This window comes from Mycobacterium sp., assembly GCF_035274705.1.
Classification (GTDB): Bacteria; Actinomycetota; Actinomycetes; order Mycobacteriales; family Mycobacteriaceae; genus Mycobacterium.
The window spans coordinates 16495-27859 of the sequence record NZ_DATENY010000070.1 but is presented as its reverse complement, the minus strand read 5'-3'; the positions used below and the strand labels follow the sequence as shown (position 1 = coordinate 27859).

The 11365-nt window shown below is 64.6% G+C and carries 9 protein-coding genes, 1 tRNA gene and 1 pseudogene; 7 read left to right on the top strand and 4 right to left on the bottom strand.

Annotation, left to right across the window (positions count from 1 at the left end):
• Window positions 1-12 precede the first annotated feature (12 nt).
• Both VJV41_RS16425 and VJV41_RS16420 read left to right on the top strand, forming a co-directional pair.
• Window positions 13-447 carry a nuclear transport factor 2 family protein gene (locus tag VJV41_RS16425; protein ID WP_325335520.1) on the top strand — a complete coding sequence of 145 codons (435 nt, stop codon included), beginning with the start codon at window positions 13-15 and terminating at the stop codon, window positions 445-447.
• Between the two features lie 25 nt (window positions 448-472).
• Entirely contained in the window at window positions 473-1300 is an 828-nt protein-coding gene (locus VJV41_RS16420) for an SDR family oxidoreductase (protein ID WP_325335662.1), read from the top strand.
• On the opposite strand, the gene VJV41_RS16415 is transcribed toward VJV41_RS16420, so the two are convergent.
• On the bottom strand, window positions 1297-2301 hold the full coding sequence (locus VJV41_RS16415) for an AraC family transcriptional regulator (protein WP_325335518.1): 1005 nt from the start codon (window positions 2299-2301) through the stop codon (window positions 1297-1299). The two genes, VJV41_RS16420 and VJV41_RS16415, sit on opposite strands and share 4 nt — an antisense overlap.
• A gap of 159 nt (window positions 2302-2460) precedes the next feature.
• Between VJV41_RS16415 and VJV41_RS16410 the strand changes: the two genes are divergently transcribed.
• The gene (locus tag VJV41_RS16410; RefSeq protein WP_325335660.1) at window positions 2461-3834 is read left to right on the top strand and encodes a DUF1254 domain-containing protein; all 1374 of its coding nucleotides are present in this window, start codon (window positions 2461-2463) and stop codon (window positions 3832-3834) included.
• 3 nt (window positions 3835-3837) lie between these two features.
• On the opposite strand, the gene VJV41_RS16405 is transcribed toward VJV41_RS16410, so the two are convergent.
• On the bottom strand, window positions 3838-5070 hold the full coding sequence (locus VJV41_RS16405) for a bifunctional glycosyltransferase family 2/GtrA family protein (RefSeq protein ID WP_325335516.1): 1233 nt from the start codon (window positions 5068-5070) through the stop codon (window positions 3838-3840).
• Between the two features lie 81 nt (window positions 5071-5151).
• Between VJV41_RS16405 and VJV41_RS16400 the strand changes: the two genes are divergently transcribed.
• Window positions 5152-5556, top strand: coding sequence for an HIT family protein (locus tag VJV41_RS16400; RefSeq protein ID WP_325335514.1), 405 nt, complete (start codon window positions 5152-5154; stop codon window positions 5554-5556).
• A gap of 3 nt (window positions 5557-5559) precedes the next feature.
• Here VJV41_RS16400 and VJV41_RS16395 read toward each other — a convergent pair whose 3' ends face one another.
• Both VJV41_RS16395 and VJV41_RS16390 read right to left on the bottom strand, forming a co-directional pair.
• Entirely contained in the window at window positions 5560-6990 is a 1431-nt protein-coding gene (locus VJV41_RS16395) for a HAMP domain-containing sensor histidine kinase (RefSeq protein ID WP_325335512.1), read from the bottom strand.
• Between the two features lie 21 nt (window positions 6991-7011).
• Complete coding sequence (locus VJV41_RS16390) at window positions 7012-7731, bottom strand: response regulator transcription factor (RefSeq protein WP_325335658.1); 720 nt, start codon at window positions 7729-7731, stop codon at window positions 7012-7014.
• 126 nt (window positions 7732-7857) lie between these two features.
• On the opposite strand from VJV41_RS16390, the gene VJV41_RS16385 reads away from it, so the two are divergent.
• The 3 genes and pseudogenes from VJV41_RS16385 to VJV41_RS16375 all read left to right on the top strand — a co-directional run.
• Entirely contained in the window at window positions 7858-8559 is a 702-nt protein-coding gene (locus VJV41_RS16385; RefSeq protein ID WP_325335510.1) for a hypothetical protein, read from the top strand.
• Window positions 8560-8582: 23 nt separating this feature from the next.
• A tRNA-Thr gene (locus VJV41_RS16380) sits at window positions 8583-8657 on the top strand.
• A 319-nt stretch (window positions 8658-8976) separates the two neighbouring features.
• A pseudogene (locus VJV41_RS16375) lies at window positions 8977-9306 on the top strand (LysM peptidoglycan-binding domain-containing protein); the annotation flags it as partial.
• Window positions 9307-11365 lie beyond the last annotated feature (2059 nt).

Here is an 11365-nt window from a genome sequence, read left to right as displayed (position 1 = left end):
GAAGGAGTGAAAATGCCCCAAGAGACCGTCGAGAAGACGCCTGCCCTTGCCGCGTCCCACAATTCGTGGCGCTGCGTCCACGCACACGACAAAGAGGGTTGGCTGGCGCTGATGGCCGACGACGTCGTCATCGAGGATCCGATCGGGAAGTCCTTCACCAATCCAGACGGCAACGGCCTGCGCGGTAAGGAAGCCGTCGGCGGGTTCTACGACGCCAACATCGCGCCCAACGAGTTGAGGGTCACCTGCGAGGACACTTTCCCGTCCAGCTCGCCCGACGAGGTCGCCCACATTCTTGTGTTGCGCAGCAAGTTTGAGAACGGCATGGTCAGCACGGTGCGGGGGGTGTTCACCTACACGGTCAACGACACCGGCCTGCTCACAAATCTGCGCGGCTACTGGAACATGGACGCCATGCAGTTCTCCGAGCCGGACAAGAAGGATTAGCGCTCTTCTCGCCGGCCGCGGCGCCATCGTTGTCGGTGGCAGCCGCGGCATCGGTCTTGCGGTAGCCGAACTCCTGGCAGCGCAGGGTGCCGGCGTGGTGGTTAACGGGCGAGACAAGGACGCGGCCGCCGAAGCGGCCCAACGCATTACCGGTGCGGTCGCATTCGCGGGCTCCCCGGCCGAGCCCGCCGTCGCAGACGCGTTGATCGACACGTGCATCCAGGAGTTCGGCCGGATCGACGTCTTGGTGAACTGCGCGGGCACCGCGGGGCTGGCCAGCGAGTCGATCCTCACCGTGACCAGCGCCCAGTTTCACGACCTGGTTGACGCGCATCTCGGCACGACGTTCGAGACGTGCCGAGCGGTGGCGCCGAAGATGGTGGCGCAGGGCGGCGGTTCGATCATCAACACCAGCTCATTCGCATATCTCGGCGACTACGGCGGAACCGGCTACCCGGCGGGTAAGGGTGGCGTGAACGGGTTGACGATGGCGATCGCCGCGGAACTGAAGGAGTACGGGGTCCGCGCGAACGTGGTTTGCCCAGGCGCGAAGACGCGGCTGTCGACCGGTGCGGACTACGGCGCCCACATCGTCGCCTTGCGCCGCCGCGGCCTGCTCGACGACGTCAGCATGCAAGCGGCACTCGACGCTCCCCCACCCGCTTACGTCGCGCCGACATACGCGTACCTCGCCAGCGACCTCGCCAAGGACGTCACCGGCCAGATCTTCATCGCTGCAGGCGGTTTCGTTGGCCGCTTCGACCGCCCGTCGCCGTCAATCCTCGCGTATCGCGACCACAACGGCTCGCCGCCGTGGTCGATCGACGAGATCCATGCGGTGGTGAACGACTAAGTCTGGGCGCAATTCTGGCGGTACGCGCTGGGTGTGGTTCCGAACCAGCGTTTGCAGGATCGGGTGAACACGCTCTGTTCGGCGTAGCCGAGTTGTCGGCAGACGTGGTTCAGGCTCAGATCGGTGTCGAGGAGCAGACGTTCGGCGGTTTGGCGACGGGTCTGATCGGCGAGTTCCGCGAAGGTGGTCCCCTCGCCGCTGAGCCGTCGTTGCAGCGCTTTGGGGTGCATCCCGAGCTGAAGTGCGATGTCGCCGAGGGTGATTGCACCGCTGGGCAGAAGTTGCCGGACGAGGCTGCGAACCAGCTGGCTTGTATTGCGTTCCTGCTCGGACACGGTGTCGGCGAGGTAGTCGACGGCCGTCTGGTGGGCGAGACGGTCTTTGGGCAGCGGCTGTTGTAGGTCGGCGGCGCGCAGCGTGAAACCGGCGACGGGTTCGCAGAAGGCTGGAGCGCAGCCGAAGTAGCGCCGGTAATCCGACGGCGGGGCGAGGGCAGGGTGTGGAAGATGAACGGACACAGGCCGATAGCCATTGCCCAGGAAGAGATGCAGCACTCGCAGGGTAACACCGAGGGACAGTTCGATTGCTTGGGCCTGCGGCGGTGGCGGGTCGAGAAGGTATTCGAACTCGAATCGGCGCAGTGTCGGGTCGGCGTGGGCGGTCACGCGTGCACTGATGGCGGGACAGTAGGCGGCCATGAACTTGTCGAAGATGACGAATGCGTCGGCGACGGTTCCTGCGCTGCGTGCCGCCAGACCGACGGGGCCGAGGATCTCGATGCCCTGTCGGCGCGCCAATTGTCGCCCGAAGTCGGGTGTACTCACCGCCGTGGCGGTGGCTTCCAGTGCGCGAGCACTGTTCGGTAAGGAGATGAAGCGGTCGTGCCGGCCGACATCAGCGGGCGAGATGTGCTCTGCGCTGAGTAGTTCGTTGCCGTCGCCGCCAAGTTCGGTGACCAGTTGGTGGTAATTCGTCAGCGCCGTGCCCCGAATCACCGCCATGTCCCAGACTGTTAATTATCTGTCCCGAATTGTCAAGACGAGCGGGTGTCATTTGCTGCAAGGTTGACGGTCGGCTGGTCCGCAGGTGACCGGGACGGAAGGAACACACCCGTGACGGGTAGGAATTGGCGGCTTGTCATCTTGAGCACTGCCGTATTGATGGCCAGCATGTCCGCATGCTCGAAGTCGCCTGAACCCGAGAAACTTTCGCCGGAGGAGGCCAAGGCGATCGCGTTGGACGCCTACGTTTACGGCTACCCGCTGGTGACTATGGAGATGACGCGTCGGGTGATGACCAACGTCGAAAGGCCCGACGCTCCGCGCGCACCGATGGGGCAGCTGATGCGGATGCGCGAGTACCCGAACGCATCTTTTCGGGATGTGACGGCGCCCAATGCCGACACCCTGTATACCAACGCGTTCGTGGATGTCGGCGAGGAACCGTGGGTGCTCAGCCTCCCCGAGGCCGACGGCCGCTACTACCTGTTTCCGATGCTCGACGGCTGGACAGACGTGTTCGAGGTACCCGGTAAACGCACCACGGGCACCGGGCCGCAGACCTACGCCATCACCGGCCCCGGCTGGACTGGCACGTTGCCGCCGGGGGTCACCGAGTACAAGTCCCCGACTTCGATCGTGTGGCTGCTGGGCCGCATCTACTGCACCGGCACTCCCGAGGACTACGCGGCCGTGCACAAGATGCAGGACGAGATCTCGCTGGTGCCGCTCAGCTCCTACGGCAAGCCCTACACCCCTGCGCCGGGCACCGTTGACCCAAGCGTTGACATGAAAACGCCTGTGCGCGACCAGGTTAACGGCTTGAGCACCGAGGCGTATTTCGACCTACTTGCCACTCTGATGAAGGACAACCCGCCCGCCGAGGGCGATGCGCCGATCGTCGAGAAGATGGCGAAGCTCGGGATTGCTCCGGGGGAAGAGTTCGACATCGACAAGCTCGGCGCCGATACCGTCGCTGCGCTGCAGTCGGTGCCCAAGGACGGGTTCGACAAGATCATGGCCCACTTCAAAGACGCCGGCAGCGATGTCAACGGCTGGCAATTCACCACCGGCACTGGGCTGTACGGCACCGACTACCTGCAGCGCGCAACGATCACGGCGATCGGCCTAGGGGCCAACCGGCCACAGGACGCCGTCTACCCCACCTCGGAGGCCGACTCCGCGGGCCAGCCGTACGACGGCGCGAACAAGTACGTGCTGCATTTCGACAAAGGCCAACTGCCGCCCGCGGAGGGATTCTGGTCGCTGACGATGTACGACGCCGGGTACTTCTTCGTCAGCAACCCGCTCAACCGCTACAACCTCAGCCAGCGCAACAACTTCGCGCTCAACCCCGACGGTTCGGTGGACCTCTACTTGCAGCACGACAACCCCGGTCCGGACCGTGAGGCGAACTGGCTGCCCGCACCGCAGGGCAAGTTCGTCCTGATGATGCGCCTGTACTGGCCGAAGGAAACGCCACCGTCCATCATCGACGGCACCTGGAAGCCACCCGCCGTGACTCGGACCCCTTGACGGTTACGCGCTGAAGACCCGCCGCAGCGCGACGAACCGGACCAGCGTCGCCACGAGGTTGGCCGCCACCAGCACCGACAGCTCCACGCCCTTGCCGACCGTCGGATCGAACCGGTGCAGGCCGAACAGCGCCCCACTGGTGATGGCCAGACAGAACGCGAACACCAACAGGCCGTTCAACTGATGACGCGCGACGCCGGTGCGCCCCCGAATGCCGAACGTGAAGGCTCGATTGGCCGCCGTGTTGGCGATCGCGGTCAACAACAACGCGGTGAGATTCGCCGCCTGTGCGCCCATCAGGGGGTGGAGCAGCAGATACAGCAGGGCGAATGCAACCGTGCTCGCAATGCCGACAATGCCGAACCGCACCATCTGGCCGACCATTCCGCGCGGCACACCGGGCACCAGCGGCTCGCGGCCGAGACTGCGCTGCAGCTCGCGAATCGGCAGCTCGCCCGTCGCCAGCGCCCGGCCCACCCGCCAGCAGCCTTTGAGGTCGTTGACCGCCGTGCGGACGATGTCGACCCGCGAGTCCGGATCGTCGACCCAGTCGACGGGCACCTCGTGGATGCGCAGCCCGGCGCGCTCGGCGATCACCAGCAGCTCGGTGTCGAAGAACCAGCCGGTGTCGGCGACGTGCGGCAGCAGCTGGCGCGCAACGTCGGCGCGCACGGCCTTGAACCCGCACTGCGCATCGGAGAACCGGGCACCAAGTACGCTTCGCAGGATCAAGTTGTAACTGCGAGAGACGAATTCGCGCTTTGGCCCGCGCACCACGCGAGACGTGGCGGCCAGCCTCGAGCCGATCGCGACGTCCGAGTGGCCCGAGATCAGCGGCGCCACAAGTGGCATCAACGCCGACAGATCAGTGGACAGGTCGACGTCCATGTAGGCGACCACGTCAGCGTCCGAGGCCATCCACGCGGTGTACAGCGCGCCGCCGCGACCCTTGGCGTCGAGGTGGATGACGTCGACATCCGGCAATTCCGCGGCCAATGAGTCCGCGACCGCCAGCGTGCTGTCGGTGCTGGCGTTGTCGGCGATCGTGATTCGCGACGGGTAGGGCACCTCGGCGGCCAGATAGTCATGCAGCCGGCGCACGCTTCCCGGAAGGTCGCGCTCCTCGTTGTAGACCGGGATCACGATGTCGAGGACGTAGCTGCGCGTTGGGCATGCGGCCACCTCGGCCGTGCGGGGAGATGCCAGGTCGGTCACGGAGCCGCCCGGCGGCGACATTCAATCACGGTGTTGAGCGTCCCTAAGTAGGCTGCTACCCCACTGCGGCGAAGCTGGGAGCTTGCTGGAATGCTCGTGCGCATGGCCACCGTGTTCACCAAGATCATCAACGGGGAGATTCCAGGTCGATTCGTCTACGAAGATGACGACGTCGTCGCATTCCTGACGATCGCGCCGATCACTCACGGCCACACCCTGGTGGTCCCGCGCGAAGAGGTCGACCAGTGGCAAGACGTCGATGCCCCAGCGTTCAACAAGGTCATGAGCGTCGCACAGCTGATCGGCAAGGCAGTGACCAAGGCGTTCGACGTCGAGCGGGCCGGTGTGATCATCGCCGGGCTCGAGGTCCCTCACCTCCACGTGCATGTCTTCCCGGCGCGCGACCTCAGCGACTTCGGCTTCGCCAACGCCGACCACAACCCGTCGCCGGAATCGCTCGACGAGGCGCAGGCCAAGATCAAAGCCGCTCTGGCCGAGTTGACCTGACCCTCAGCGCACGGATGCGGGTACGTCGGCGATGCGCGGCAGGTTGACGGTGAAGCGGCAACCCTGGCCGGGCGCGGTCGTGACGCTGACCGTGCCGCCGTGCGCGTAGACCAGTGAATCGACGATCGACAGGCCCAGACCCGTGCCGCCGCTGGCCCGTGCGCGGGAGGAGTCGGTGCGATAGAACCGCTCGAACACGCGATGCGCGTCCTCGGTGCTCATACCGGGCCCCTCGTCGCACACCTCCAACACCGCATTGCCGTCGACGGTGCCGACCCGCACGGTGATGCCCGCAGTTTCGGGGGTGTGCTGAAGCGCGTTGGCGACCAGATTGCCCAGCACTTGGCGCAGCCGCGCTTCGTCGCCCAGCACTTCGGGAGTGCCGGGCCCGTCGAACACTTCCATGGTGATATTGCGTTGCGGCGCAATGGATTGCGCGTCGTGCACGGAATCGCTTGCCAGGGCAAGCAGGTCGACCCGGTGCCGTTCCAGCGGTCGTTGCGCGTCGAGGCGGGCCAGCAGCAGCAGGTCCTCGACGAGCAAACCCATTCGACGGGACTCACTTTCGATTCGGCTCATCAACATCTCGATGTCGTTGGCGGCGCCTTGGCGATACAGCTCGGCGAAGCCGCGGATGGTGGTCAGTGGAGTGCGCAATTCGTGGCTGGCGTCGGTGATGAACCGTCGCATCCGGTCTTCGGAGGTGCGGGCCTGCTCGGCAGATGACTCCGACGTCGCCATGGCGCGCTGGATCTGCGCGAGCATTCCGTTGAGCGCCAACGACAATCGACCGACCTCGGTACGAGGATCGCGTTCCGGCACGCGGCGGTCGAGTTGGCCCGCCGCGATCGCCGCCGCGGTCTGCTCGACTTCGACGAGCGGGCGCAGGCTGCGGTGGACCACCCAGTACCCGGCGACGCCTAGCACGAGCAGCACCGCAGCGCCGATGCCGACCTGCGCGTAGATCAGCGCGCGAACGGTCGACTGCACATCGGAGAGATCGATCGCGACGGTGGTGAGCTCGCCGCGAAGGCCACGCACCGTCATCGCGCGCCATTCGACCTTCGAATGGTCGATGGAGCCGACGGTGACCGGTACCGGTCCGACGTCGTTGTCGTCGGGCAGCGCCGGCTCGGCGTCGCGGTCGTTGACCGCCATCCAGATGCGACCGTCGGGATCGATGCCGCGGACGTAGAAGTTCGACGGAGGCCGTGCCGGATTGGGGCCTTCGACGGGCGGGGAAGGTCGCCGGGGGGCCTGCGCCCAACTGCGGGAGGCGTCGAGCAATGTCTGGTCGACGCGGCTGATCAGGCTGTGCTGCAGGATCGAGGTGACCGCGATACCGGACGCGAGCAGGCCGCAGGCCACCAGCACGAGGGTTGCGGCCACCAGCCCCACCCTCAGGGGTATGCCACGTCCGCGCAGTCCGGCCACGCCTCTATTGTTCGCCAGAAGCTACCTCGGTTCACGCAGGACGTAGCCAACGCCCCGCAGTGTGTGCAGCAGTCGCTTCTCGCCGGTGTCGATCTTGCGGCGCAGGTAGGAGACATAGGATTCGACGACGTTGACGTCGCCACCGAAGTCGTAGCGCCACACGTGGTCGAGGATCTTGGGCTTGGACAGCACGGTGCCGGCGTTGATGATGAAGTAGCGCAGCAGAGTGAACTCGGTCGGCGACAGCGAAACGGGCTGGCCGGCCTTCCAGACTTCGTGGGTGTCTTCGTCGAGTTCGATGTCGGCGAAGGTGAGTCGCGAGGTGCGCTGCTCTTCGACACCGCGGCCGGCGCGCCGGAGGATCACCCGGAGCCGCGCGACGACCTCTTCCAGGGAAAACGGCTTGGTGACGTAGTCGTCGCCGCCGAGCGTCAGGCCGGCGATCTTGTCCTGCAGCGAGTCGCGGGCAGTCAGGAACAGCGCGGGCGCGTCGATGCCGTCGGCGCGCAGCCGGCGAAGCAGCCCGAAGCCGTCCATGCCGGGCATCATCACGTCGAGGATCACCGCGTCCGGGCGCACCTCGCGTGCCTTGTCCAGGGCGGCGGGGCCATTGGAGGCGGTGTGAACCTCGAATCCTTGAAACTTCAGGCTCACTGAGAGGAGCTCGACGATATTGGTCTCGTCGTCGACGACGAGGACCCGCGCCTCGGTGGTGTTCTCGGGTAGTGCAGCCATCGCCATCTCGCTAATGTCCACGACTTCACTTGGAACCATGCTGCAAGAAGCCTGTGTGCTTCCTGTGAGTTTAATTCCAGGCACTACGCCCAAGCGGCGGGTCCGCCGCCCCGACGCCCATAGACTGAGGTCATGAACCTCGGCAAAACGCTGACGGATCTGGCCACCGCACCGGTGCGGGTGGGGCTTGCCGTTGCCGACGCCGGCCTCGACATCGCCAACAGCGCGTTGGGCCGGGCCAGGTCGGGGTCGGGTTCGGTGGCACACATTCTCGGCATCGACGACGCCGTCGAACGGGCGAATCGCCTGGCCAGGTTGATGAACGAAGATCAGCCGCTGGGCCGGGCGCTGGCGCCGGACGGGCCGGTGGATCGGTTGTTGCAGCCCGGCGGACTGGTGGATCGGTTGACGGCGCCGGGCGGAGTGCTGGATCGGCTGACGCAGGAAGACAGCGGGTTGATGCGTGCCCTGGAGCCGGGCGGGCTGGTCGACCGGTTGCTGGACGACGACGGATTGATCGAGCGGGTGCTGGCTGAAGATGGTGTGGCCGAGCGGTTGTTGGCCGAAGGCGGCGTGATCGACACGTTGACCGCGCGCAATGGTCCGCTGGAGCAGCTGGCTTCGGTGGCGGACACGTTGAATCGGCTGACGCCAGGGTTGGAAGCGCTGGAGCCGACGATCGAGGCGTTGCGCGAGGCGGTGATCACGCTGAGTCAGGTCGTGAACCCGTTGAGCACCATCGCCGACCGCATCCCGTTCCCGGGCCGCCGGCCGCGCGGGCGATCGTCGACCCGGCCGGTGACATCGCAGCGGGTTATCGACGTCGACGAGTGACCCGATAAACTCGGGGCCCGCAGGCCTCCTTAGCTCAGTGGTAGAGCACTCGCCTTGTAAGCGAGCGGTCATCGGTTCAATCCCGATAGGGGGCTCCACTCGGCAACGGGCGAGACTACCGTTCGACGCCGATACGCCAACAGGCCAATCGTCCTGAACGGGCGAAGACCGACTATTTCATCTCATGACCACGTCGGCGATCGCGACTGTCGTCGCTGCCCTGACGGTCCGGCTCTTCGCCCGTGGCCAGAGTCTGGAAGCACTTGCCCGCAGTTGCGAGTAGCGCACCCGGTCTGAGCGCTGAACTACGAGGGTGCTTTCGTAGGAAACAAGTAGTCAGCTACTCGTGTGTCCACCCGTCGATGCCAAATACCTTGCTATCAGGCCAATCAATGGCCTATCTCGAGGAGGCGGGCAATGGCAATGAACTACACGGTCGCGGCGGGTGACACGCTGTCGGCGATCGCGGAGCGCTTCTACGGTGACGCCACATTGTTCCCGATCATCGCGCAGGCAAACGGGATCACCGACCCCGACCACATCTCAGTCGGTCAGCAGTTGGTCATACCAGATCGACCCGGCACGCCGGTGCCGACCAACGTGCGCACCTACACCGTTGTCTCGGGCGACACACTGTCGGCGATCGCACTGCGCTTCTACGGTGACGCGACACTGTTTCCGGCCATTGCCCAAGCGAACAGCATTCCCGACCCGGATCGGATATTTCCGGGTCAAGTATTGGTGATACCGGATCACCCCGGCGCGCCGTCGACCCCAAAGCCGCCGCGCAGATTCGACGGCGAGTTGCCTTATGCCAGTGAAGAACTCGGCGTTTATCAACCCCTTGCCGGCTGGTTCGGCCGTAGCAACACCCAACGCGTCGCCGCTCTGACGACCGAACATGTCGACCACCTCGCTGACGAAATGTTCATCGGTGACGACGCTCGGGACTTGGCCGCACCACCACTCAAGCTGCTCGCCGCGACATTCGATGCAGCCGACGCACAGGCGGTGTTGTCGCCAGTGGGGCTGGTGCAACTGTTCCGGCAATACTTCTTCGAGTTCGACACCTTCCTTGGAGCTCCCACAGGTCACATCTGGCTCTCCCCCGGCGGCACGGTGGAGGTGGTCGAGAGCAGTACACGTCGCACGACGACCGAACGGACGGCCGAGCAGTCCGAACAAACCACTCGTAAGACCGAGGAGAGTCTGACCGACCAGGACGATCTCGCTGACGCGGTCAAACAAGAGAATGCGAATGACCAAAAGCTTGGCGCCAGCGCGACGGCGGGTGGCAAGTTCGCTGGTTTCTACCACGCCGACGCCAGCACGAGTTACAGCGTCACGAACGCGACAAAAAGGAGCTCAGAAGACACCCACAAACGGAGCCGGACCCAGAGTTCGAAGGTCAGTAGCGAGATCATTCGAAACTTCAAGACAACCTTCAAGACCGTGACCGAGGCGACCGATACGACCAGCCGCCGCTATACGATCTCGAATCCGACGACGCGATTGGTCAATTACGAGCTTCGCAGGAAGATGCGCAAAGTCGGTGTCCAGATGCAGCACGTGGGCACGAAACTGAGCTGGCAGACATTCATGGATCAGCCCGGCAAACTGCTTGGGCTCGGAGAGTTGATCGACATAGTGCCTGCGCCGGACCTCACATCGATCAAGAAACCTGAGCCGCCGCCGCCCTTGGTGCCCAAGGACACAACCTTCAACGACACGTTCCCGATCATGAAATTTCCGGGCACTCAGGATCCGCCGGAGATCAATCAGGAATTCGTGTTGCATGACCACAACGCACCCAACATTCGCGACCATGACAACGCGCGGCACATCGTTGCCTCGAAGCAATTCAATCCTGTCCCGCCCGGACCCGGCTACACACTGTCGGCGGTGCGGCTGGTTGCCGCGAAAAGCCAAGGCCAAAACGTGGCATTCCTGCCGCAGCTGCCGATCGACCTGAACGACCCCGCGATGGCGGACCGGAATACGGGTCGCTTCACCATGTTCGTCGACAAGCTCAACACCGGCGACAAGAGTCCTATCCAGCTCGAGTTCAGCCTGACCTGGCAGCCACCGGCAACGGATGAAGTCCACGCCCAATACGACAGGGACATGGCCGATTACAACGCGCAAGTGGCTGAAGTGCAGCGCTTGGCCTACGCCACCGCGGTGCGTGATCGGGTGAAGGCCGTCAGCGGCATACAGCCTCGGCCCGCAGAGGATCTTCGTCGAGAGGAGCGCCAACTCGTCTATGGCAGCCTCATTCGACGGCTGAAGCTCTTCGAAGATCCCCATCTCGGCTCCGAATTGTTGCGGCAGATCTTCGATGTCGACGAGATGCTGTACTTCGTCGCCCCTGACTACTGGCGCCCGGGGGATGTCAACATCCCGCCAGTCTCGGCAACTACTGTCGGTCACTATCCCGTGCCGGCCCCGCCTACTCAGCAAGAGAAGACGGCCGATCCGCTCGCGGGTGAATCCGTCGTCAGTTGGTACTCACACACATCGAAGAACAACGCGCTGGCACCGGATCGGACGGCCACTGACGAATACCGCATCAACTATCCGATCACCCAAGACAGCGTGCCCGCGCCGCTCGGCAGCTCGCTCGGTTGGCTGATACAGATCGACGGCGACGCGCGGCGAAATCAATTTCTCAATGCCGCATGGGTCAAAGCTGTACTGCCGATACGACCAGGGCATGAACTCGAAGCCCTGGACTGGCTGGCCAAAGCGAACGTCGAAGGTGAAGCAGGACTTGGCCTTCCGTACCCGGCGCAGCCCGGTGACCCGG

What these genes read in the sequence shown, in the direction of transcription:
- VJV41_RS16425 (WP_325335520.1), top strand. Translation starts at nt 13, where the DNA reads ATGCCCCAAGAGACCGTCGAGAAGACGCCTGCCCTTGCCGCGTCCCAC.
- VJV41_RS16415 (WP_325335518.1), bottom strand. Translation starts at nt 2,301, where the DNA reads ATGGCGGTGATTCGGGGCACGGCGCTGACGAATTACCACCAACTGGTC.
- VJV41_RS16410 (WP_325335660.1), top strand. Translation starts at nt 2,461, where the DNA reads ATGGCCAGCATGTCCGCATGCTCGAAGTCGCCTGAACCCGAGAAACTT.
- VJV41_RS16405 (WP_325335516.1), bottom strand. Translation starts at nt 5,070, where the DNA reads ATGTCGCCGCCGGGCGGCTCCGTGACCGACCTGGCATCTCCCCGCACG.
- VJV41_RS16400 (WP_325335514.1), top strand. Translation starts at nt 5,152, where the DNA reads ATGGCCACCGTGTTCACCAAGATCATCAACGGGGAGATTCCAGGTCGA.
- VJV41_RS16390 (WP_325335658.1), bottom strand. Translation starts at nt 7,731, where the DNA reads ATGGCGATGGCTGCACTACCCGAGAACACCACCGAGGCGCGGGTCCTC.
- VJV41_RS16385 (WP_325335510.1), top strand. Translation starts at nt 7,858, where the DNA reads ATGAACCTCGGCAAAACGCTGACGGATCTGGCCACCGCACCGGTGCGG.